General features: G+C 63.8%; 18 protein-coding genes and 3 rRNA genes. 14 read left to right on the forward strand and 7 right to left on the reverse strand.

The genetic code is table 11. The features are described 5' to 3' along the window. Positions 1-447: 447 nt before the first annotated feature. The 3 genes from ACZ9GM_RS13365 to rrf all read left to right on the forward strand — a co-directional run bounded on the left by ACZ9GM_RS13365 (position 448) and on the right by rrf (position 5,655). Positions 448-1,963 (forward strand): 16S ribosomal RNA (locus ACZ9GM_RS13365). 362 nt (positions 1,964-2,325) lie between these two features. After that, positions 2,326-5,422 (forward strand): 23S ribosomal RNA (locus ACZ9GM_RS13370). A 116-nt stretch (positions 5,423-5,538) separates the two neighbouring features. Continuing rightward, positions 5,539-5,655: ribosomal RNA gene (gene rrf / locus ACZ9GM_RS13375) — 5S ribosomal RNA — on the forward strand. The 16S, 23S and 5S rRNA genes sit together here, the layout of an rRNA operon. 337 nt (positions 5,656-5,992) lie before the next feature. Here the strand turns inward: rrf and ACZ9GM_RS13380 are convergent. Further along, positions 5,993-6,976 (reverse strand): pseudouridine synthase, encoded by a 984-nt coding sequence (locus tag ACZ9GM_RS13380; protein ID WP_476038112.1) that lies wholly within the window; start codon positions 6,974-6,976, stop codon positions 5,993-5,995. A gap of 70 nt (positions 6,977-7,046) precedes the next feature. Between ACZ9GM_RS13380 and ACZ9GM_RS13385 the strand changes: the two genes are divergently transcribed. From ACZ9GM_RS13385 to ACZ9GM_RS13395, 3 genes are all read left to right on the forward strand, one after another. Further along, complete coding sequence (locus ACZ9GM_RS13385; RefSeq protein ID WP_291475165.1) at positions 7,047-7,175, forward strand: hypothetical protein; 129 nt, start codon at positions 7,047-7,049, stop codon at positions 7,173-7,175. A gap of 176 nt (positions 7,176-7,351) precedes the next feature. Then, entirely contained in the window at positions 7,352-8,263 is a 912-nt protein-coding gene (locus ACZ9GM_RS13390) for a universal stress protein (RefSeq protein WP_291475163.1), read from the forward strand. A gap of 153 nt (positions 8,264-8,416) precedes the next feature. Further along, the gene (locus ACZ9GM_RS13395) at positions 8,417-9,121 is read left to right on the forward strand and encodes a TetR/AcrR family transcriptional regulator (RefSeq protein WP_291475161.1); all 705 of its coding nucleotides are present in this window, start codon (positions 8,417-8,419) and stop codon (positions 9,119-9,121) included. A 15-nt stretch (positions 9,122-9,136) separates the two neighbouring features. On the opposite strand, the gene yidC is transcribed toward ACZ9GM_RS13395, so the two are convergent. Further along, entirely contained in the window at positions 9,137-10,210 is a 1,074-nt protein-coding gene (yidC, locus tag ACZ9GM_RS13400; protein WP_476038113.1) for a membrane protein insertase YidC, read from the reverse strand. A 98-nt stretch (positions 10,211-10,308) separates the two neighbouring features. Between yidC and ACZ9GM_RS13405 the strand changes: the two genes are divergently transcribed. After that, positions 10,309-11,553, forward strand: a complete 1,245-nt coding sequence (locus ACZ9GM_RS13405) for a sensor histidine kinase (protein WP_476038114.1) — start codon at positions 10,309-10,311, stop codon at positions 11,551-11,553. Beyond that, the gene (locus ACZ9GM_RS13410) at positions 11,550-12,191 is read left to right on the forward strand and encodes a response regulator transcription factor (RefSeq protein ID WP_476038115.1); all 642 of its coding nucleotides are present in this window, start codon (positions 11,550-11,552) and stop codon (positions 12,189-12,191) included. Before ACZ9GM_RS13405 ends, ACZ9GM_RS13410 begins: the two co-directional genes overlap by 4 nt. A gap of 33 nt (positions 12,192-12,224) precedes the next feature. Here the strand turns inward: ACZ9GM_RS13410 and ACZ9GM_RS13415 are convergent, their stop codons facing one another. Both ACZ9GM_RS13415 and ACZ9GM_RS13420 read right to left on the reverse strand, forming a co-directional pair. Beyond that, on the reverse strand, positions 12,225-12,587 hold the full coding sequence (locus tag ACZ9GM_RS13415) for a histone-like nucleoid-structuring protein Lsr2 (protein ID WP_291475152.1): 363 nt from the start codon (positions 12,585-12,587) through the stop codon (positions 12,225-12,227). A 160-nt stretch (positions 12,588-12,747) separates the two neighbouring features. Beyond that, positions 12,748-13,353, reverse strand: coding sequence for a DUF6474 family protein (locus tag ACZ9GM_RS13420; RefSeq protein ID WP_476038116.1), 606 nt, complete (start codon positions 13,351-13,353; stop codon positions 12,748-12,750). Between the two features lie 89 nt (positions 13,354-13,442). Here ACZ9GM_RS13420 and ACZ9GM_RS13425 point away from each other — a divergent pair, with 89 nt between their 5' ends. Next, the gene (locus ACZ9GM_RS13425; RefSeq protein WP_476038117.1) at positions 13,443-15,200 is read left to right on the forward strand and encodes a hypothetical protein; all 1,758 of its coding nucleotides are present in this window, start codon (positions 13,443-13,445) and stop codon (positions 15,198-15,200) included. Between the two features lie 17 nt (positions 15,201-15,217). Beyond that, a complete protein-coding gene (msrA, locus tag ACZ9GM_RS13430; protein WP_476038118.1) occupies positions 15,218-15,913 on the forward strand; it encodes a peptide-methionine (S)-S-oxide reductase MsrA in 696 nt (231 codons plus the stop codon). 19 nt (positions 15,914-15,932) lie between these two features. Here msrA and ybaK read toward each other — a convergent pair whose 3' ends face one another. After that, a complete protein-coding gene (ybaK, locus tag ACZ9GM_RS13435; RefSeq protein WP_476038119.1) occupies positions 15,933-16,460 on the reverse strand; it encodes a Cys-tRNA(Pro) deacylase in 528 nt (175 codons plus the stop codon). A gap of 265 nt (positions 16,461-16,725) precedes the next feature. Continuing rightward, complete coding sequence (locus ACZ9GM_RS13440) at positions 16,726-17,328, reverse strand: superoxide dismutase (RefSeq protein WP_141328880.1); 603 nt, start codon at positions 17,326-17,328, stop codon at positions 16,726-16,728. Between the two features lie 203 nt (positions 17,329-17,531). Between ACZ9GM_RS13440 and ACZ9GM_RS13445 the strand changes: the two genes are divergently transcribed. Then, a complete protein-coding gene (locus tag ACZ9GM_RS13445) occupies positions 17,532-18,518 on the forward strand; it encodes an L-lactate dehydrogenase (RefSeq protein ID WP_476038120.1) in 987 nt (328 codons plus the stop codon). Between the two features lie 18 nt (positions 18,519-18,536). Here ACZ9GM_RS13445 and ACZ9GM_RS13450 read toward each other — a convergent pair whose 3' ends face one another. Next, positions 18,537-19,448 (reverse strand): patatin-like phospholipase family protein, encoded by a 912-nt coding sequence (locus tag ACZ9GM_RS13450; protein ID WP_291475141.1) that lies wholly within the window; start codon positions 19,446-19,448, stop codon positions 18,537-18,539. A gap of 51 nt (positions 19,449-19,499) precedes the next feature. Between ACZ9GM_RS13450 and ACZ9GM_RS13455 the strand changes: the two genes are divergently transcribed. From ACZ9GM_RS13455 to tpx, 3 genes are read left to right on the forward strand one after another with little or no spacing between them, the layout of a single operon-like run. Beyond that, the gene (locus ACZ9GM_RS13455; RefSeq protein WP_476038121.1) at positions 19,500-20,291 is read left to right on the forward strand and encodes a glycerophosphodiester phosphodiesterase; all 792 of its coding nucleotides are present in this window, start codon (positions 19,500-19,502) and stop codon (positions 20,289-20,291) included. Between the two features lie 22 nt (positions 20,292-20,313). Continuing rightward, the gene (locus tag ACZ9GM_RS13460) at positions 20,314-21,255 is read left to right on the forward strand and encodes a DUF5926 family protein (protein ID WP_476038122.1); all 942 of its coding nucleotides are present in this window, start codon (positions 20,314-20,316) and stop codon (positions 21,253-21,255) included. Positions 21,256-21,297: 42 nt separating this feature from the next. After that, positions 21,298-21,792, forward strand: a complete 495-nt coding sequence (tpx, locus tag ACZ9GM_RS13465) for a thiol peroxidase (RefSeq protein WP_476038123.1) — start codon at positions 21,298-21,300, stop codon at positions 21,790-21,792. Positions 21,793-21,822: the final 30 nt, after the last annotated feature.

A 21,822-nucleotide genomic window follows, 5' to 3' on the forward strand; every position in this document is an offset into this window, starting at 1 on the left:
CACCGGCCCGAGAGGGACGAGGACTGAGGCGGAGGACAACGGCGCTGGAACGTGTACGTCACATCGGGTAACGGACTGTTTACCCGGCGGACATCTTCGGTTTGCCCTCGTGCACCGGGTGTTGTACAGTATCGGTCACAGCCGCTTCGGAGCTCGCCTGATCAAGGGTGAGTGATTCGTTGTGTGCGGATGTTGTTTGAGAACTCAATAGCGTGATGAATCAAGTTTTTGTCGCATGGTCGGCAGATGGTGACTTGGGTTGGTGCCGGCACGTGGGTGACTGCGTGTTAAATACTGAATCTCAGGTCTGTTCTGTCGGTTGTTGTGACCGGCGCATGGTTTCCCGGTCCCCCGACCGGGAGCATGCGTGGATATTCATTTTTTTGGATGTCAGCAGTTCAGTATATTTATTTTTGCCAGTGATGGCTCTTTATGGGGTTTATTGCTTTTATGGAGAGTTTGATCCTGGCTCAGGACGAACGCTGGCGGCGTGCTTAACACATGCAAGTCGAACGGAAAGGCCCTGCTTGCAGGGTACTCGAGTGGCGAACGGGTGAGTAACACGTGGGTGATCTGCCCTGCACTTCGGGATAAGCCTGGGAAACTGGGTCTAATACCGGATAGGACCATCGTTTAGTGTCGGTGGTGGAAAGTTTTTCGGTGCAGGATGAGCTCGCGGCCTATCAGCTTGTTGGTGGGGTAATGGCCTACCAAGGCGTCGACGGGTAGCCGGCCTGAGAGGGTGGACGGCCACATTGGGACTGAGACACGGCCCAGACTCCTACGGGAGGCAGCAGTGGGGAATATTGCACAATGGGCGCAAGCCTGATGCAGCGACGCCGCGTGGGGGATGAAGGCCTTCGGGTTGTAAACTCCTTTCAACCATGACGAAGCGGAAGTGACGGTAGTGGTAGAAGAAGCACCGGCTAACTACGTGCCAGCAGCCGCGGTAATACGTAGGGTGCGAGCGTTGTCCGGAATTACTGGGCGTAAAGAGCTCGTAGGTGGTTTGTCGCGTCGTCTGTGAAATTCCGGGGCTTAACTCCGGGCGTGCAGGCGATACGGGCATAACTTGAGTGCTGTAGGGGAGACTGGAATTCCTGGTGTAGCGGTGAAATGCGCAGATATCAGGAGGAACACCGATGGCGAAGGCAGGTCTCTGGGCAGTAACTGACGCTGAGGAGCGAAAGCATGGGTAGCGAACAGGATTAGATACCCTGGTAGTCCATGCCGTAAACGGTGGGCGCTAGGTGTGGGGGTCTTCCACGACTTCTGTGCCGTAGCTAACGCATTAAGCGCCCCGCCTGGGGAGTACGGCCGCAAGGCTAAAACTCAAAGGAATTGACGGGGGCCCGCACAAGCGGCGGAGCATGTGGATTAATTCGATGCAACGCGAAGAACCTTACCTGGGCTTGACATATGCCGGATCGGCGCAGAGATGCGTTTTCCCTTGTGGTCGGTATACAGGTGGTGCATGGTTGTCGTCAGCTCGTGTCGTGAGATGTTGGGTTAAGTCCCGCAACGAGCGCAACCCTTGTCTTGTGTTGCCAGCACGTTATGGTGGGGACTCGCGAGAGACTGCCGGGGTTAACTCGGAGGAAGGTGGGGATGACGTCAAATCATCATGCCCCTTATGTCCAGGGCTTCACACATGCTACAATGGTCGGTACAGTGGGTTGCTACACCGTGAGGTGGTGCTAATCCCTTAAAGCCGGTCTCAGTTCGGATTGGAGTCTGCAACTCGACTCCATGAAGTCGGAGTCGCTAGTAATCGCAGATCAGCAACGCTGCGGTGAATACGTTCCCGGGCCTTGTACACACCGCCCGTCACGTCATGAAAGTTGGTAACACCCGAAGCCAGTGGCCCAAACTCGTTAGGGAGCTGTCGAAGGTGGGATCGGCGATTGGGACGAAGTCGTAACAAGGTAGCCGTACCGGAAGGTGCGGCTGGATCACCTCCTTTCTAAGGAGCTTTATTTTTTGTGCATTCCGCGTCAATACGGGCGTCGGGTGTTTTTGTTTATCCGGGTGGAGATCAGCCCGTTTGTGGGTCGTTTGTCTGTGATTGTGTGACTGCTTGGTTCGTTGCGTTGTTGGGTGTCTGGAACAGCAGCTGTGTGTTGTTTGTTTCTGTTGGGGTTCTTGTGGCTGGTCGTGCATGGTTGTGTGTGGTTGGTTGTGGGTGCTCCGGGTCCTTTGTGACTGTGTTGTTTGAGAACTGTATAGTGGACGCGAGTATCTTCTTTTTTGATGCAATTTTGTAAGTGTCGTGTGAATACTGATTCTGTGGTTTTTCTGCAGGTTTGTGTTCATCTGATGCGTTCTTAGTGTTGTGTGTTAAGGGCGCACGGTGGATGCCTTGGCATGATGAGCCGATGAAGGACGTGGGAGACTGCGATATGCCTCGGGGAGTTGTCAACTGAGCGTTGATCCGAGGATGTCCGAATGGGGAAACCCGGCCGTGGTTATGTGCGGTCACCTGCCGGTGAATGTATAGCTGGTGTGGAGGTTACGCGGGGAAGTGAAACATCTCAGTACCCGTAGGAAGAGAAAACAATAGTGATTCCGTGAGTAGTGGCGAACGAAAGTGGATGAGTGGCTAAACCGGTCATGTGTGATACCTGTCAGGGGTTGCGTGGTCGGGGTTGTGGGGTCTTGTTCGACTGGTCTGACAGTCAGTCGCCCGGTCATGTGTGCTAGCGGAAGTGGTTTGGAATGGCCTGCCGTAGACGGTGAGAGTCCGGTACGTGAAAGCATGTGTGGTTGGGTTACGAGGTGCCCCGAGTAGCAGCGGGCTCGTGGAATCTGCTGTGAATCTGCCGGGACCACCCGGTAAGCCTGAATACTCATTGTGACCGATAGCGGATAGTACCGTGAGGGAATGGTGAAAAGTACCCCGGGAGGGGAGTGAAATAGTACCTGAAACCGTGCGCTTACAATCCGTCAGAGCCGTGCTGCACTGTGTGTGGTGGTGATGGCGTGCCTTTTGAAGAATGAGCCTGCGAGTCAGCGGCACGTCGCGAGGTTAACCCGTGTGGGGTAGTCGTAGCGAAAGCGAATACTAACTAGTGTGTTGAGTGGCGTGTCCTGGACCCGAAGCGGGGTGATCTACCCATGGCCAGTGTGAAGCGACGGTAAGACGTCGTGGAGGCGCGAACCCACTTAGGTTGAAAACTGAGGGGATGAGTTGTGGGTAGGGGTGAAAGGCCAATCAAACTCCGTGATAGCTGGTTCTCCCCGAAATGCATTTAGGTGCAGCGTCGTGTGTTTCTTGCCGGAGGTAGAGCTACTGGTTGGTTTAGCGGGACTATCATCTTAGCGACATCAGCCAAACTCCGAATGCCGGTAAGTGAGAGCGCGGCAGTGAGACTGCGGGGGATAAGCTTCGTAGTCGAGAGGGAAACAGCCCAGATCGCCGGCTAAGGCCCCTAAGGGTGTACTAAGTGGAAAAGGATGTGGGATCGCGAAGACAGCCAGGAGGTTGGCTTAGAAGCAGCCATCCTTGAAAGAGTGCGTAATAGCTCACTGGTCGAGTGGTCCTGCGCCGACAATGTAGTGGGGCTCAAGTACACCGCCGAAGCCGCGGAGCTCGCATTCTGGTTTGGCCAGTGTGTGGGTTGGTAGGGGAGCGTCGTGTGGCCGTTGAAGGTGCGGGGTGACCCAGTGCTGGAGGCTATGCGAGTGAGAATGCAGGCATGAGTAGCGAATGATGAGTGAGAACCTCATCCGCCGGATGACCAAGGGTTCCTGGGTCAAGTTAATCTTCCCAGGGTGAGTCGGGGCCTAAGGCGAGGCCGACAGGCGTAGTCGATGGATAACGGGTTGATATTCCCGTACCCGTGTGTGTGCGATCATGATGAATCGGTGATACTAACCGCCCTGAAGTTTTCTGCCATGGTCTTTGGCTGTGGTGGTTGATGGATGCGTGGGACCTGAGCTGGTAGTAGTCAAGTGATGGGGTGACGCAGGAAGGTAGCCGAGCCACTTAGTGGATTGTGGTGTAAGCGTGTGGCCTGTTGTCCAGGTAAATCCGGGCGACGTGAAAGGTGAGGCGTGATGCGTACCCGTTTGCGGGGATGTCGGTGATCCTATGCTGTCGAGAAAAGCCTCTAGCGAGTGCACATTCGGCCCGTACCCCAAACCGACACAGGTGGTCAGGTAGAGAATACTAAGGCGATCGGGTGAACTGTGGTTAAGGAACTCGGCAAAATGCCCCCGTAACTTCGGGAGAAGGGGGGCCCGTGCTGGTGATAGGGTCTTGCACTCTTGAGCTGGTGTGGGTCGCAGAGAATAGAGGGAAGCGACTGTTTACTAAAAACACAGGTCCGTGCGAAGACGGTAAGTCGATGTATACGGACTGACGCCTGCCCGGTGCTGGAAGGTTAAGAGGACCTGTTAGGACTTTTGTCCGAAGCGGAGAATTTAAGCCCCAGTAAACGGCGGTGGTAACTATAACCATCCTAAGGTAGCGAAATTCCTTGTCGGGTAAGTTCCGACCTGCACGAATGGCGTAACGACTTCCCTGCTGTCTCAACCACAGGCCCGGCGAAATTGCAGTACGAGTAAAGATGCTCGTTACGCGCGGCAGGACGAAAAGACCCCGGGACCTTCACTATAGCTTGGTATTGGTGTTCGGTTCGGTTTGTGTAGGATAGGTGGGAGACTGTGAAGCGGCCACGCCAGTGGTTGTGGAGTCGTTGTTGAAATACCACTCTGATCGTATTGGATATCTGAACCTCGGCCCATGATCTGGGTTAGGGACAGTGCCTGGTGGGTAGTTTAACTGGGGCGGTTGCCTCCCAAAGAGTAACGGAGGCGCCCAAAGGTTCCCTCAGCCTGGTTGGTAATCAGGTGTTGAGTGTAAGTGCACAAGGGAGCTTGACTGTGAGACTGACAGGTCGAGCAGGTACGAAAGTAGGGACTAGTGATCCGGCACCGGCTTGTGGAAGCGGTGTCGCTCAACGGATAAAAGGTACCCCGGGGATAACAGGCTGATCTTCCCCAAGAGTCCATATCGACGGGATGGTTTGGCACCTCGATGTCGGCTCGTCGCATCCTGGGGCTGGAGTTGGTCCCAAGGGTTGGGCTGTTCGCCCATTAAAGCGGCACGCGAGCTGGGTTTAGAACGTCGTGAGACAGTTCGGTCTCTATCCGCCGTGCGCGTTGAAACTTGAGAAAGGCTGACCCTAGTACGAGAGGACCGGGTTGGACATACCTCTGGTGGGCCAGTTGTCACGCCCGTGGCATGGCTGGTTGGCTACGTATGGGAGGGATAACCGCTGAAAGCATCTAAGCGGGAAGCCTGTTTCGAGATGAGGTTTCGTTTGAGGTTCCCTGTAGATTACGGGGTTGATAGGCCGGATCTGGACAGCATGTGAGTGTTGGAGGTGACCGGTACTAATTGGCCGAGCGCTGCATTAAGAGCGTTGTGCTTGATTGTGTTGATTGAAGCGTATGTTGCGTCCACTGTGCAGTGTCTGGAATGGCACGGCATACTGGCCACTGTGGTGGTTGGGTGTGTGTTGTTTCGTGTGTTTTGTCGGTGGTTTTAGCGGTGGGGTCACGCCCGGTCCCTTTCCGAACCCGGAAGCTAAGCCTGCCTGCGCCGATGGTACTGCACCTGGGAGGGTGTGGGAGAGTAGGACGCCGCCGGCATTCATCGTGATATTGAGGAGTGGGAGAACGATCTTCGGATTGTTCTTCCACTCTTCTTTTTTGTGCGTGTGTCGGGGGTCGGGTCTGGTCGGTCATCTTGTGGGGTGGTCGGCCGGGCCCGGCCCCTTTTTTTGTGTACCCGGATGGTGCCTGGGGGGTGTGGGGTTGTGTGGGCGTGGTGCGGAGCGGGGTCGGTGTCCGTCAGAACTCGTCATGGATCGGGAGAACCCGGTAGTTCGTCGGATCTGTACCGGGTTGTGGTGTGGCGGTCGATCGACCGCGCCTCCTGACCGCGGTGGTGTTGGCCGCAGTGGGCCGAACGTGGAGGTGTGGGCGGTCAGCTCGTGTACGAGCTCGCGAAGTGATGCGGTTCGCCGCTCAGGGGATCAGTGAAGGACAGTTCCCGGGCGGTCAGGCCCATGGGGCGGGAGAAGTCCTCATCTTCGACCGCCGGCACGTAGGGCAGGGGAGCGGTCTGGTCGTACAGTGCCCGGTCTGAGATGTCGGAGTATATCGGGTCGTCCAGGATCGGCGTCCCGAACAACCTCATGTTCACCCGCAACTGGTGGGTGCGGCCTGTATGGGGCTGCAGCGTCCACACCAGCTTCGAGTCATCTCTGTCGTGGGAACGGATCCCGATGACAGCGGTATCACTGTTGGCGTTCCCCTCGGCGACGTAGGTCGCGAGATGCCCGCGGTCCTTGAGCAGTCGGTGGCGTAGGACCCACGGTTCAGCAACGCCCGGTGCAGGCAGCGTTGACGCAGGGCTACCGAAGTGCAGCGCACCAGCGGGAACGTCCACCCGCGACAGGTCATTCCATTCCGGAGGACGCCGCGCCACCGCCTCATAGGTCTTCTGTACGAGCCGGCGCTCAAAGAGCTGCTGGTACGCGCCGCGGACCTCGCGACGCACCGTAAACAGCAGGATGCCCCGCGTCAGACGGTCAAGACGGTGCACCGGAGACAGATCGTCGACGCCGAACTGGCGCCGTGCGCGCACGACCGCCGTTTCCGTGATGTGCCGACCACGGGGCAGTGTCGACATGAACGGTGGCTTGTCGGCGACGAGGATGTTCTCGTCCCGGTACAGGAGGTGCATCTCACCGGGCACCGGACGTTCCGGGGCAGGACGGCGGTAGAACCAGATGAAGGTGCCCCCGGCCACCGTGTCCGCCGGCTGAAGTACCGTGCCGTCGTCGAGCCGGACCTCCCCGCGACGGAAGCGCTCGTACAACGCAGTCTCGTCGTCCGTGGGGTCGTGGTGGTGCTGGGTCTCGATGAGATGGCGAACCGCCGCCGCAGCTGCCGTCGCCGACTCCACCCTCACCCGGGAGGGGTTGAGGCCGTCTACTACTGGTAGCGGAGGGTTTCGCAGGATAAGCTCCTCAGTTATGGATTTGAACTTGATTATCGCACTGGTCAACCAGTTCATGGGCACCAGCATCGGCGGCTCCGTGGTCGGCTCGGCCCAGACCGCCTTCGGCTTCTTCTTCCCCGCCAACTCCCCTGCCATTTCCTGACGGGAACACGAGGTCAACCAACCCACCCGCGGATCAGTGCTGGTCACTGCACCCTCCGGGTGGGTCACTTCCGGTTTACCCCATTGCGGGGGTGAGGATGCGTCCCATTTGTGACCGAAAAGGGGGATACTAGGGGGTGCCGGGAAGTAAAACCCACGAAGACAAGGATGGAACCCATGTCGGACACCAAGATCACCGCTGACAATGCGATCGTCGTCGCCGTCGACGGCTCCGAGGCCAGTGCCACCGCCGTGGCCTGGGCTGCGAACGCCGCCACCAAGCGTGGAGCTTCGCTGAAGCTCGTCACCGCCTACACCATGCCCCAGTTCATGTACGCCGACGGCATGGTTCCGCCGCAGGAACTCTACGACGAGCTTGAGGCGGAGGCGCTGGAGAAGATCAACAACGCCCGCGAGCAGGTCGCAGCGTTCAACCCTGATCTCGTGGTCGGCCACATCATCGTCGAGGGCACCCCCATCGACATGCTCCTCGAGCTCTCCGAGAGCGCTGACATCATCGTGATGGGTTCCCGTGGCCTCGGCGGACTGTCCGGCCTGGTCCTCGGCTCGGTGTCTTCGGCCGTCGTCTCGCACGCCGCCTGCCCGGTCGTCGTCATCCGCAAGGACAACAACGTCACCACCGACACCAAGTACGGCCCCGTCTCCGTCGGTGTGGACGGCTCCGAGATCTCCCGAAAGGCCCTCGAGTACGCCTTCCGTGAGGCGGACGCCCGCAAGGCCCCGCTCCGTGCCGTCCACAGCTGGGCGGACCAGGAACTTCAGACCAGCCTGGTCGGCCTCAGTGCCATGCAGAGCCAGATCGACGCGATCGCCGCACAGGAACGCGAGATGCTCTCCAAGGAGCTCGCCCCGTTCCGCGAGGAGTACCCGGACGTCGAGATCGAGGAGGTTCTTTCCCGTGACCGTCCGATCCAGGTGCTGAAGGACGCCGCTGAGGGCTCCCAGCTCCTCGTGCTGGGTTCCCACGGTCGCGGTGGATTCCGCGGCATGCTCCTCGGCTCCACCTCGCGTGCTCTGCTGCAGTACGCTCCGTGCCCGATGATGGTCGTCCGCCCGAACTCCCGCTAGGAGGACCGGGAGGACGCCCTCCTCACCGGCACCCGGAGGCCTCACCTCGCCCGCAAGCCACATATGGACTGTTCTGTCTGTCGTGTAGGCTTGTCCGGGAAAGGTGGGGCCTTTCCGGTCCCCCCACCCCGCTGAGATCCAGGAGAATAACTGATGACGAACTCCGCTCCGACGACCAAGGACGGCGACGGTACCCCGGTCTCCGCCGCAGGTACGTCGGCACGGAAGTCATCCTCCCGCAGTTCCGCGAAGTCCGCGTCCTCCCGTCGGCGCAACCGCCCGGGCCCGCGCCAGCGGCTGTTGGAGAGCGCCACGCAGCTGTTCACCACCGAGGGCATCCGTGTCATCGGCATTGACCGGATCCTGCGGGACGCCGACGTCGCGAAGGCCAGTCTCTATTCCCTTTTCGGGTCGAAGGACAACCTCGTCGTCGCCTATATCGAGGAGCTCGACCAGGACTGGCGTCGTCGCTGGGAGGAGATGTGCGCCGACCGTCCGAAGCCGGAGGACCGCATTCTCGCCTTCTTCGACATGGCCATCGCAGATGAGCCGCAGGAGAACTTCCGCGGCTCCCACTTCCAGAATGCGGCGAGTGAGTACCCGCGTCCGGACACCGACAGCGAGCACCGTATCCGCCAGGCTGCACTGGAGCACCGCCGGTGGTGTCGTGACACGATGGCGGACCTGCTGACCGAGAAGTTCGGTTACGCCTCCCGCACTCTCGCCGACCAGCTCATCGTCTTTCTCGACGGTGGTATCGCCGGGTCGAAGATGAGCCGCACCGTCTCTCCCCTGGAGACTGCCCGTGAACTGGCGAAGCAGCTGCTCTACACGGCACCGATGATGTACAGCATCTGACTTACTGAGCCCCGGTCAGTCGATCCGGTGTCGGCCACCGGGGCCCTCGTCCGGATCCTCCACTGTCTCCACTGCCTCCGTCGTTTCCTCGACGGGGGCTGTCTCCGTTGTCTCCTCCCCGGACGCCGCGTCCTCGACAGGCGCAGCGTCCTCGTCGTCTTCCGCAGGTGCCCCGGCCGGCAGGTCCTTCGACTTCTTCGCGACCCGCAGCTGCTTGCGCCGTGCCCCGACGTCCCTGCGGTGGGCGAGGAACTCCTCCGAGTACGGCGCCTTCCGGTCCATGACCAACTGGAGAGCCACGTTCTGGGCGATCGTCCACAGGTTGTTCATCACCCAGTAGCACATGATCGCCACGGGGGCCGGGCCGGCGAGACCGAAGGCCAGCGGGAAGATGAGCATCACCGGTACCAGGAGGATCATGAACTTGAACAGGCCACGGGCGACGGCACTGTCCTCGTCCAGGGTCATCCAGTTCCGCTTGAGTGAGTACGCCATATTCGAGGTCGTCAGCACCGACGCGATGAGACACAGCGGCAGTGCGATGTGGAAGACCTCGGAGGAGGAGGTCCCGAGGAACTCGAACCGCTCATCGGTCATCACCGAGTACGCGGGCAGCGGCACACCGAAGACCTCGGCCTGCAGGAACTGTCCCACATCTGTACCGTTCAGGGCGCCGATGCTCTGGTGGGTGCCGTTCTCCAGGTCGGTCGGCCGCGAGACGGTCAGCAGAATCCGGTACAGGCCGAGGAAGAAGGGGATCTGGATCAGCGACGGGATACAGCCGTCACGCATCCGGTAGCCGCCGTCCTGCTGCAGCTTCTTGCGCTTCCCCATCTTCTCGCGGATCTTGTCGCGGTCCTTCACCCCCTTGTACTCGACCTCGAGTGCGTGCATCGCCGGGCGCAGGTTGATCAGCATCCGGGACGAGTAGAGCGCCCGGTACGCGAACGGCAGGAGGATCAGGCGCACCGTCACCACCAGAAGAACGATCGTCAGCGGCCATGATGAGATGGCGTCCATGCCCAGCCAGGTGAGGAAGACATGCCACGCCTTCATGACCAGGGATACGGGGTACTCGATGAGCTGCACGCTACGAGGATACCTTTGCCGTCTGTACTTCCCCTGCGTCCCCGCCCCGAAGCCCCTGGAATCCCCCTGCGTACCCAGGACAGGCTACGGTATGTCCCATGCATACAGTGTCGGGCCCGGGGACGGGAGTCTTCCGCGGTTCCCCGGTGATCAGGGGGTCGCTGGGACTCGCTCTCGCACTGCTCCTCGTGGTCACCGTGTGGGCCGCGGCGGGCCGGGAGGACGATTCCCTCACCCTCGTGGTCGTCCTGGTCGTCCCTTTCTCTGTCGTCGCGGCCAGTGGCCTGATGCGGCCGTTCCCGGTCGAGTCGCCGCACCGCTACGGCTGGCTGGCCGTCCTCACGCTGCTCTGGATCGCCCTGGCGTCACAGGAGGCCACCGCGTCCTATCTGGCCCTCGTCCTGTTCGTCCTCTATCTTCTGCTGCTGCCCGCGCCCTGGGGGGCGGTCGCGACCGGCGTGGTCACCGCGTTGGCGGTGATGCTCTCCGCGGCGGTCGCCGGCCCGAGCACCGGTGCGATCCTCGGGCCGGTCCTGTCCGGTGTCGCGGCGATCGCCATCGCGATGGTCGTGCGGAGCATGTCCGCGGTCAGTGAGAGTCGCCGCCAGCTCATCGACGAGTTGGTGCGGACCCGTGGCCTGCTCGCCGAGTCGGAGCGTCAGGCGGGCATCATCACCGAGCGCGAGCGTCTGGCCCACGAGATCCACGACACGGTCGCCCAGGGGCTCTCCAGTATCCAGATGCTGCTCCACGCCGCCGAACGCGACATTCCCGAGGAGTCGGCCGCCCTGGACCGGGTGCACCTTGCCCGCTCCACGGCTGCCCGCAGCCTCCGGGAGACCCGGGCGATCATCGCCGCCCTGCAGCCCGACGATCTCCAGGAGGGATCACTCCCGGAGGCACTGCGTCGGCTGGCGGCGTCCGCGGGCAGTGACGACCTCGACCTCAGTGTCGACATCGAGGACGCCACGAGCGGGCGTGGTGACGGCCCAGACCTGCCGATGCGGGTGGAGGCGGGGCTGCTGCGTATCGCGCAGTCCGCGGTGTCCAATGTCCGCCAGCACTCCGGGGCCGACAGGGCGCGGATCACGCTGACGGTGGAGCCGGGGTCAGTGCGTCTCGACATCGTCGACGACGGCTGTGGGTTCGACCGGGACGCGGTGGACAACAGTGCCGCCGAGCGCGCCGGGGAGGGCCACATCGGCCTGTCGGCGATGGCCCACCGGGCTCGGAGCCTCGGCGGGACGCTGGAGATCGAGTCGACACCGGACGGCGGGACAGCCGTCGTGGTGAGCGTGCCGCGCGGAACCGTGGTGAGTGAAGATACAGGAGAATCAGAATGATCAGGGTACTTCTCGCCGATGACCACGCTATTGTCCGAATGGGGCTGCGTGCCGTTCTCGACAGTGAAGAGGACATCACCATTATCGGTGAGGCGGACACCGCCGATGACGCGGTCCGTGCCGTGGAGAATGCCGGCCCGGACATTGACGTGGTGCTCATGGATCTGCGCTTCGGCCCCGGACAGTCCGGTCGGGAACTGGAGACCGGGGCAACTGCCACCGCCCGTATCCGGGAACTCCCGGATCCACCGAATGTGCTCGTGGTCACGAATTACGATACCGATGTCGACATTCTCGGGGCCATTGAGGCCGGTGCGGTGGGTTATCTCCTCAAGGACGCCCCACCGGCGGAACTCATTTCCGCGGTCCGTGCTGCGGCGACCGGGGCGACGGCAATGTCCGGGTCGGTGGCGACCCGTCTGATGCACCGGGAAGAGGAACCGGCGAATGCGCTGACCAGTCGGGAACTCGAGGTTCTCCAGTTGGTCGCGGACGGGCGGAGTAACCGTGAAATAGGTGCCACCCTGTTCCTTTCCGAGGCGACGGTGAAATCGCATCTCGTGCACATCAACACGAAACTCGGCGTCCGCTCCCGTACCTCCGCAGTGGCGGCGGCCCGGGAAGCGGGAATGCTCTGACCTGCCGGGAAGCGGCGGTCTATCAGTCGTCGATCAGCGGTCGGAGGGGTTGGCCTGCTCATAGGCGGAGATGATCTCGTGGGAGATCTGGCCGCGGGCGGACACGGTGTGCCCGTTGTCGCGGGCCCACTCGCGGATACGCTTGTTGCGGCTCGGGTCGGACTTCGGAGCAGCGGAACCGGTGGCGCGGGAGCGGTTGGAACGGGTCTTCGCGACCTTGGTGGCGACCTTGAGGTACGGCTCCAGATCAACGGCGAACTTGAGTGCGTTGTCCTCGGACAGGTCCAGGGTGTAATCCGAACCGGCGTAGGAGAACTCGACGACGTTCACGGCGTCCGCGCTGAGGGCGGTACCGTCCAGATCGTCGAAGAACTGGGTGACTTCACGACGTGCCATGGTGATAATCCTTTACTCGTTCATGCAGATGGACGCTGATGGATGCTGATGCTTCTGGTGAGCGAGTGTAACCCATATAGAACGGGCCGCGCGAATATCTGCCCTGTCAATTCGCTGAATGTCGACGCGGGAAAACTAACGTCGGCACTGTTGACGTGAATTATGCGGCGTCGAGCCTGGCGTCCAGGAGATCAAGTTCCGTGGACACAGCGGCGAGCTCGGCTTCGGAGGACGCGGATTTCAGCCTCGTCTCCAGCGTCCGCAGCTTTCCGTTGATTTCCTTTTCCACGGAATCCGGGACATTGGTCGCACCGGCACGGTTACGCAGATCCGCGATACGTGCGCGCTGGACAGCGTCATGCCCCGGGGCGGTGGCGCCGGCGCCGAAACCGCCGAGCAGCGAAGAGATGCCCTGACCGGACGGGGTGGACCCCAGCTTCGCGACGGCACGGTAGGCCAGCGGTGCGGCGACCGGGATCACCACGCGGGCGGCACTCACCCAGCCGAGCACCTTACCTGCGGTGACGCGCTTGGACTTCGCCTGCGCGACCAGGGCCTTCGCAGACTCGAGATCCTTCTTGTCCTGTCGCTTCGCGGCCTTGTCGTCGATGGCGCGGATCTTGCCGGCAGTCTTCTGCAGGTACTTTTCCCGGGCCTTGTCCGCTTTTGCGGTGGCCTTCGCCGTCTCTTTCGCCTGGACCTTCGCCGCCTTGTACGCCGCTTTCTTCTCGTGGCGCCTACGGCGGATAGAACTGACAACTCCCATGTGAAAGGTCTCCTGTACCTGCTGTGGAACGTACTGCGGTGCCGACCGGTGACCGCGTGTGTTTCTGGTGGACCACTCTAGCCAATAGGATGGGACCTATTGTGACGAACCACCTTCTGCCGGTCACACCGGTGACTCCAGCAGACCTCACCGGTTGCCGCCGCCGCAGTATTCTGCTGCGCGCCGCGACCGGAGGACGCGTCACCCCTGAACTCTCCCTGACCGCCAGGGCGGACCGTCAGGCCCACCGGCAACGCGCGGCCCTGCGCCGTGCAGCCGTGGCCTCGGCCCTGCCCACCGTCGCCCGTCAAGGTGACCGGGTGACGTTCAGCCGCATCGACGTCGTCGACGACGGCACCGCCGAGGAGCAGACCCTGGAGGCCCTCGCCGCCGGCGTCCGCGTCATCACCGGGGCCCGCCTCGCGGACGATGCCCTGGCCTGTGACGTCGACCTGCTGGTCCGGCTCGACGACGGTGCGGGGATCAGCGGGTCCACTGTGTACATGCCGGTGACCGTCACCGCGCACACCACCGCGCGTCGGGCGAAAGGCGCGGCGGAGAAGAACAGTGTCCGCGTGGTGGACGTCGCAGCTCTCGGTCTGTCCACACCGGTCGTCGCCCCACTGAAGCACCGCAGCAACGCCGTCGACTCCCAGAAGGTCGCCGTCGCCCATGTCCTGCTCGACCGGCTCGGTCTGGCGTCCGGGGACGTCGGGTTCATCGGTGGCGGCGCCGGAGGGACCACCGGGGTCGGCGGTTACGCCCGGTGCGTCGTCATCCCCGCCGACCGCGTACTCGACGGCCTGGAACGTGCCCTCGAGGCACCGGTCCCGGCCCACCCGGTGCGCGTCCGCGAGTGCCTCGGCTGCGAGTTCCACAACCACTGCCGGCGCGAGCTCGTCGACAGCGGCGACCTCAGCCTCATGCTCCCCGGCGACCGGGGCCGGCAGTGGCGCGAACTCGGCGTCCACACCCTGCCGGATCTGGCCGCCCTCGCCGACCGGCCTGCGGAACTGTCGACGCTTCCCGGGGTCAACCGGGAGGACCCCGCCCTGGCGGCCGCCTGGATGGCCGGGGTGGAGTTCCTGCGTCGACCGCTGCGCCGGTGGATCACGGGCCCTGACCTGTGGTGCGGTCACGCCTTCCGCATGCCCGGACACCTCGGCGACGGCGAACTGCCGATGGCCGCGGAGATCGGGGACGCCGTGGAGATCGACGTCGACATGGAGGCCCACCCTTCGCGCGGCACGTTCCTCTGGGGCACCTTCGACGGCTCCGAGTACCGGCCTTTCACCGACTTCAGTCGCGACGGTGACGAGGGGGAGCACGTCGCCCGCTACTGGACCTGGCTCATGGCCCGCCGCCGAGCCGCACATGACTCCTACCGCGTCTTCCGCGCCTACTGCTACTCCCAGCAGGGCGAGAACCACTGGATGCGCAGCTATGCGACCCGGTTCGGCGGACGCGAGTACGCGCCGGGCATCGTGATGCCGACCCTCGCCGACGTCAACGCCTTCCTCAACTCGCCCGAATGGGTCGACGTCTTCGCCCTGGTCAAGACCGCACTGGCGGCGAACGGGTCACTGGGACTGAAGTCCGTGGCGAAGCTCGCGGGTTTCACCTTCAGCCAGGAGGATGTCGACGGCCGGGCAGCGGTCGACCTCTTCGAGATCGCGGTGGGGGACGTCGACGGGGATGACGGGTCGGACGCCGGTGCGCGTGCCGAGGCGTCCTCCCGTGCCCGGCGTACCCTGGAGCGTTACAACGCCGACGACTGCTACGCACCTGCCGCGGTGCGTCGTTGGCTGCGGCTCGGGGCACCCGGTGTTCCGCCGCTGGAGTACTGAGAAAGGACGGGACAACCGTGGATTTCCTGCAACGACTGATGGCCATGAACTCGTCCGGGCCGTTTCACGCGGAACGGCCGGACAGCGAGACCGCGCTCAAGGGCGGACACCAACCCGTACTGACCGATCCGAAGCCCCACACGGTGCTGGGGACGCCGGTCACCGGCCCGTGGAAGCCCGGCCAGCAGCACATCGTGCTGGGCCTGGGGTGTTTCTGGGGTGCGGAGAAGCTGCTGTGGCAGATCGACGGGGTGGAGGCCACGTCGGTGGGCTACGCAGGCGGTTACACACCCAACCCGACCTACCGTGAGGTGTGCACCGGGCGGACCGGGCACTCCGAGGTCGTCGATGTGGTCTGGGATCCGTCGGCGGTCTCGCTCGAGTCGATCCTCAGGGTGGCCCTCGAAAACCACGACCCGACCCAGGGCGACCGGCAGGGCAATGACGTGGGCTCGCAGTACCGCTCGGCGATCTACCCCGTCGGGACGCCGGAGGAGGTCGCCGCGCAGGTCGAGATCGCCCGGTCGGTGGTCTCCTCCTACGGGGAGCGGCTGAAGGACGCCGGCTACGGTGACATCACCACAGAGATCGTGCCGCTGGCCGAGACGCCGGCGGGAGAGTACTACCTGGCCGAGGACGAGCACCAGCAGTATCTCGACAAGAACCCGGACGGCTACTGTCCGGTCCACGCCACCGGCGTCACCTGCGGGTAGTCGTCTTCTGCCGGTGGGGTCACCGGTAGAGGTCCTCCCGGCCGATGGGGGCGACCGTTGCGTCCAGGACGGTCACCAGGTCTGCGGGGGTGAGCTCGACGTCGAAGCCGCGGCGTCCGCCGGAGACGAGGAGGGTCTCCTCGGACGCGGCGCCGTCGTCCAGCACCGTGGCCAGGCGCTTCTTCTGGCCCAGTGGGCTGATGCCGCCGACGACGTAGCCGGTGGAGCGCTCGGCGGCCTTCGGGTCCGCCATGGTCGCCTTCTTCGCCCCGAAGGCCGAGGCGGCGGCCTTGAGGTCGAGCATCATCGTTACCGGGACGATGGTGACCCCCATACGTCCGTCGTGCGGGCCGCCGTCGAGTTCGACGAGGAGAGTCTTGCAGATCTGCTGTGCCGGCATGTCGAGTGCTGCGGCAGCCTCGTCCCCGTAGTCCGCGACCTCGGGATCGTGCTCGAAGGTGCGGACGGTGAAGTCGACACCGGCCTTTTCGAGTGCGAGCACGGCGGGCGTGGCCCCGTGCTGTTTCTTCCTGTCCTTCTTGCTCACCCTCGCCAGCCTAGCGGCGGACGCGTGGTGCGGGTACGACCCGACCGGTTGGTCCGGGCGTACCAGACCAACCGGTCGAGTCGTAGCCGCGTCTGGGGTTGTGGCCGGGTTGTGCCCACCCACACATGCGACACGGGCGCCTCACGGTGGTTCCGGGGATGGAAACCACCCTGAGACGCCCGTGTCAGGACCTCACAGAGGAGTCGGTGACGACTCTCCGTACAACCGCCTGGAGCGGTCCGGCGCTACAGAACTGCGGGAACTGCTACGCCTTGGCGGCGGCGAAGCGCTCGGCGACGTCGTCCCAGTTGAAGACGTTCCAGACAGCCTTGACGTAGTCGGCCTTGACGTTCTTGTACTGGAGGTAGAAGGCGTGCTCCCACATGTCCAGCATGAGCAGCGGGGTGAAGTTCACCGAGGTGTTGCCCTGCTGGTCGGTCAGCTGCTCGACGATGAGGCGGCCGGCGATGTGGTCGTAGCCCAGGACGGCCCAGCCGGAGCCCTGCAGGCCCAGGGCGGCACCGTTGAAGTTCGCCTGGAACTTCTCGAAGGAACCGAAGTCACGGTTGATGGCCTCGGCCAGCTCGCCGGTGGGCTCGCCGCCACCGTTCGGGGAGAGGTTCTTCCAGAAGATGGAGTGGTTGGTGTGGCCACCGAGGTTGAAGGCGAGGTTCTTGGACAGCGCACGGATGGTGTCCGGGTTGCCGCCCTCTTCGCGGGCCTTCTCGAGGGCCTCCAGAGCGGCGTTGGCGCCGGCGACGTAGGTCGCGTGGTGCTTGTCGTGGTGGAGTGTCATGATCTCGGCGGAGATGTGCGGCTCCAGCGCATCGTAGGCGTAAGGGAGCTCGGGAAGTTCGTACACGGCCATGTTTCGTGGTCCTTTCGTCATAACGTCTGTTACGGCGTCCAGTGTGGCCCGAAATTCCGAACTGTGCAATGGTCAGCAATTCGAAAAAGAAAGTTCAAGGTAGGGAACTTTGTGGGCAAAGTGACATTCTCCACCCCGTTCGCCCGGGCATGCCGCGGCTATCCTTGAACATGAAACCACCACCTCAACGGAAGGACCGCGCCATGACCACCACCGGCGCCACCACCCCGGCCGGCATTCCGGCCACGAAGATCGTCCTCGTCGGCGCCGGCGATGTCGGCGTCGCCTACGCCTTCGCCCTGATCAACCAGGGTCTCTGCGACCGCTTCGTCCTCATCGACCTCGACGAGAAGAAGACCTGGGGCCAGGTCCAGGACCTCAACCACGCCGTCCCCTGGTCCAACCACCGCACCGTCATCACCCAGGGTGACTACGCCGACTGCGCGGACGCCGACATCGTCTGCATCTGCGCCGGCGCTGCCCAGAAGCCCGGCGAAACCCGACTGGATCTCGTCGAAAAGAACGTCGGGATTTTCCGGGGCATTGTCGGTTCTGTCCGTGATTCCGGATTCGACGGTATCTACCTTGTCGCGTCCAATCCGGTGGACATCCTCAGCTACGTCACCTGGAAGGTGTCCGGGCTGCCCTCCCGCCGCGTCATCGGTTCCGGCACGGTGCTGGACACCGCCCGACTCCGCTGGGCGCTCGGTAACCACTTCGACATCGCCCCGACGTCGGTCCACGCCTACGTCATCGGCGAGCACGGGGACACCGAGCTGCCCGTCTGGTCGGTGGGTTCGGTCGCCGGCGTCCCGCTGTCGACCCGCCTCGCCGCCGCCGGTGGCACCGAGGCCGCCGACCGGATCTTCGCGCAGACCAGGGACGCCGCCTACGGGATCATCAAGGCCAAGGGGTCGACCAGCTTCGGCATCGGCCAGGGCCTGGCCCGGATCACCGCGGCCGTCCTCGGCAACGAGGATGTCGCCCTACCGGTGTCCACGCTGGTCGACGGTATCTACGGCCGGGAAGGACGCCGTCCCGTCTACATCGGCACTCCCGCCGTCATCGCACGCGACGGCGTCCGCGAAGCCGTTGAACTGCCGTTGGACGCCACGGAGAGCGACCAGTTCGCCCACTCCGCTGACACTCTAGAACAGGTCATGGAGGGCGCCGGCGTCTTCGACCTCTAGCGCGGATCCGGCGCCGAACTAGAGTCCGAGGAACCGCTTGATCAGCGGAATCTCCTCGCGGGCCTGCGCCAGGCCGGCCTCGTAGGTCTCCGCGAGTTCGTTGAGCTTCCGGGTGCCGTTGCCGATCGGCATCCGGTGCGGCGCGAAGATGTAGGCCCGGCCCAGCCGCTCCTGTTCGAAGATCCAGTCGCGGGTGCGGTTGTAGCGCATGTGCCGGTCACGCATAGAATCCACCAGCGCCGGGTACTGCGGGAACCACCGGTTCACCGCCCAGGCGAGCTTCGTCGCCTTCTTCCGGTAGGAGCGCGTCCTCGTCATGATGACCAGGAAACGGTCGAAGCCCTCCATCTCGCGTGCGGAGTCGATGGGGATGCCACCGGTCGGCCCGAAGGCACCGTCGAAGAAGATCTCCCCGCCGATCCGCGTCGGTGGCATGAGCACCGGCAGCGACGCCGAGGCGCGGGCGTGGAGCAGGAAGTCGTCCAACCCGGTCATGTCTGCCTTGCTCCAGTGGACGGTCTCGCCGGTGCGACCGTTGAATCCGGAGATGCGGAAGTTGCCGGGATTGGCCTTCATGGCGGTCCAGTCCGGGGCCATACGCCGGTCCTCGATACGGGCGGTGCCGCTGAAGAGGTACTTCGTGTTGAAGAATCCGTCGCCGCGCAGGAAAGGTCGGATGCCGCCGAACAGCGGGTCGCCGGGGAAGACCGTGTAGTAGTCGCGGGCGAGTTCGGGTTCGTGGGAGAGGTAGGTCGCCACGTGCACCGCGGAGCCCGAGTTTCCGTAGGTCCAGTCGAAGGAGATCCCCGCTTCGACCAGTGCCTGCACCATCGCGCAGGAGAAGGCGGACCGCATCGCCCCGCCCTCGAACACCAGCGCCGTATCGCTGACCGAGGGGAGTGGGGTACCGACTGCCGGGTTTTCTGCCACGGAAGTCAGCCTACCGTGACCGCGGTGCCTGCCGTGACTACCGTGTGAAGCGTGAAGATCATCGCGCACCGCGGCGCCAGCGGATACCACCCGGAAATGACGCAGGACGCCTACGAGACCGCCTTCGCGCTCGGTGCGGACGGAGTGGAGTGCGATATCCAGCTCACCGCCGACGGGGTGGCGGTCTGCCTCCATGACCCGACGGTCGACCGCACCTCCGACGGCACCGGCGCGGTGAACACGAAGACCCTCGCCGAGCTGCGGGAACTGAACTTCGGCACAGTCGAGCGTCCGCAACGGATCCTCACCCTGGCAGAGCTGCTGGGGCTGGTGAAGGACGCACAGCGGCCCGACGGGCGGCACGACTACCGCCCGGAGATCTTCGTGGAGACCAAGCGCCTCGACACCTTCGCCGAGCGCCGCGGCCAGCTGGAACACGCCCTGCAGAGCGACCTCATGGCGGCGGGCCTGACTGAGGAGACGGCCACCGGCCCGGGCGCGGACCTGGTCCACCTCATCTCCTTCGACCCCGGCTCCCTGGCCCGGTTCCGGAAGATCAACCCGGGGATCCACCGCGTGTACCTGCGCAAGGAGTACACCGGCTGGAAGGTGGTCCGTCATCTGGAGCCGGCGTGTGTCGCCCAGTCCCCGGGTTTCGCCGTGACCCGGGCACGCACCGCACCGCAGGGACTGGGGGACGCGCCGTCCAACACCTACCTCTACACGCTGAACACTCCGGGGAACGTCCGGTGGGCGCAGCGTCACGACATCGGGTGGATCGCCACGGACTTCCCGGACCGGGCCCGCGGGTGGTGCGAGGGGGCGACCCGTTCCGGAGCCTGAGCCGCTGACATACACTGGCCGGGTGGCCAAGAAGAAGAAGAACGAAGAAGTCCTGCCCGAGGGCATGAGCCGCCGCCAGGCGAAGCTCGCCCGCCGCGCTGCAGAGCGCGCCGCCTTTGCGCGCGACCCCCGCCCCTACGACGGCTTCGCGGCCGAGGCCGACCTCGTCGCGATGCAGGAGTTCGTCCCTTCGGCGCACTTCCTCGCCGAGACGGTGGTGGACGCCGCGTTCCCCCGCCCGGTGCGCATCGTCACCGTGCTGCCGGGTGCCGTCGCCGCCCTGGTCCGCCCGGAGGAGGAGGGTGGTGAGGCACTCGTCGCCCTGCAGACTGCCCAGCGTGGCAACAACCCGAACCGCGACCTCGCCTTCACCCTGAACTGGGTGAAGGACGCCGCGCCGGGTGCCTCCCTGGAGACCGGTGTCGCCGACGGCTCCGAGCCGGCGCTGGACACCCTGCTCGTCAAGGACCAGACCCCGATCATCGACGTCGCCGAGGACTTCAACTGGTGGCTCACCGAGGACCAGCAGTCCAATCCGACCGTGCAGCAGACCCTGCAGCAGGCCAATGACTCGGTCCTGCCGTCCGAGCGCATCGACGCCCCGGTCACCGGTGCCGCCTGGTGGATCGACCCGGGAGAGAAGGCCCACATCCGCTGGATCCGCCCTGAGACCGAGAATGTGCTGCTGCCGGCCCTGGCCCGCGTGCACGCCGCCGGTGAGCTGAACCTCGGCGAGGACACCCGCTTCGCCGGTGTCTTCCGCACCCACGGCCTGCTCGTCCCGGTCTTCGACCTGGACAACTCGGTCACCGCACCGGAGTTCGCCGCCCCGCTGGAGAAGCTGGACGCCAAGCTCGCCGCCGCCCTCGACGAGCTCGCAGGTTCCGGTGATGCCGCCCAGCTCACCGCCGAGGAGCAGAAGTCGAAGCAGACGATCATCGCCCGCGAGGTCACGATCCGCTGACCGCGGGGTCACGATCCGCGAGAACCGTGTAGAAACGGTGTCATGGCTGATACCGCATTCTCCGGAACCCCCGCCCACACCGTCGGCGATCTCCCCGCCGTCGGTGCCGCGGCGCCCGCTTTCACCACCGTCAACGCTGACCTGCAGGATGTCTCGCTGACAGACTTCGCCGGCAAGCGCGTGATCCTCAACATCTTCCCGTCGGTCGACACCGGCGTGTGCGCGAACTCCGAGCGTGAGTTCAACAAGCGCGCCACCGGCCTGGACAACACAGTCGTCATCTCGGTCTCCAAGGACCTCCCCTTCGCCTTAGGCCGCTTCTGCGCCGCCGAGGGCATCGAGAACGTCACCGCGACCTCGTCGTTCCGCTCCTCCTTCAGTGAGGACTACGGCGTGCGTCTGCTGGATTCCCCGCTGGCTGGTGTGCTGGCCCGGGCCGTCGTCGTCATCGACACCGACGGCACCGTGCTCCACACCGAGCTGGTCCCCGAGATCACCACCGAGCCCGACTACGACGCCGCCCTCGCTGCGCTCTAGTCAGCTCAGCTCCCCCCTCCCGGAACTGCC

This window comes from Corynebacterium sp. UD i78 (assembly GCF_056280545.1).

Excerpts from the sequence above, each read along its gene's own strand:
- ACZ9GM_RS13390 (WP_291475163.1), top strand. The coding sequence starts at position 7,352 with ATGTCGGACACCAAGATCACCGCTGACAATGCGATCGTCGTCGCCGTC.
- ACZ9GM_RS13410 (WP_476038115.1), top strand. The coding sequence starts at position 11,550 with ATGATCAGGGTACTTCTCGCCGATGACCACGCTATTGTCCGAATGGGG.
- ACZ9GM_RS13440 (WP_141328880.1), bottom strand. The coding sequence starts at position 17,328 with ATGGCCGTGTACGAACTTCCCGAGCTCCCTTACGCCTACGATGCGCTG.
- ACZ9GM_RS13405 (WP_476038114.1), top strand. The coding sequence starts at position 10,309 with ATGCATACAGTGTCGGGCCCGGGGACGGGAGTCTTCCGCGGTTCCCCG.
- ACZ9GM_RS13395 (WP_291475161.1), top strand. The coding sequence starts at position 8,417 with ATGACGAACTCCGCTCCGACGACCAAGGACGGCGACGGTACCCCGGTC.
- ACZ9GM_RS13385 (WP_291475165.1), top strand. The coding sequence starts at position 7,047 with ATGGATTTGAACTTGATTATCGCACTGGTCAACCAGTTCATGGGCACC.
- ACZ9GM_RS13425 (WP_476038117.1), top strand. The coding sequence starts at position 13,443 with ATGGGACCTATTGTGACGAACCACCTTCTGCCGGTCACACCGGTGACT.
- ACZ9GM_RS13415 (WP_291475152.1), bottom strand. The coding sequence starts at position 12,587 with ATGGCACGTCGTGAAGTCACCCAGTTCTTCGACGATCTGGACGGTACC.
- ACZ9GM_RS13445 (WP_476038120.1), top strand. The coding sequence starts at position 17,532 with ATGACCACCACCGGCGCCACCACCCCGGCCGGCATTCCGGCCACGAAG.
- tpx (WP_476038123.1), top strand. The coding sequence starts at position 21,298 with ATGGCTGATACCGCATTCTCCGGAACCCCCGCCCACACCGTCGGCGAT.
- ACZ9GM_RS13420 (WP_476038116.1), bottom strand. The coding sequence starts at position 13,353 with ATGGGAGTTGTCAGTTCTATCCGCCGTAGGCGCCACGAGAAGAAAGCG.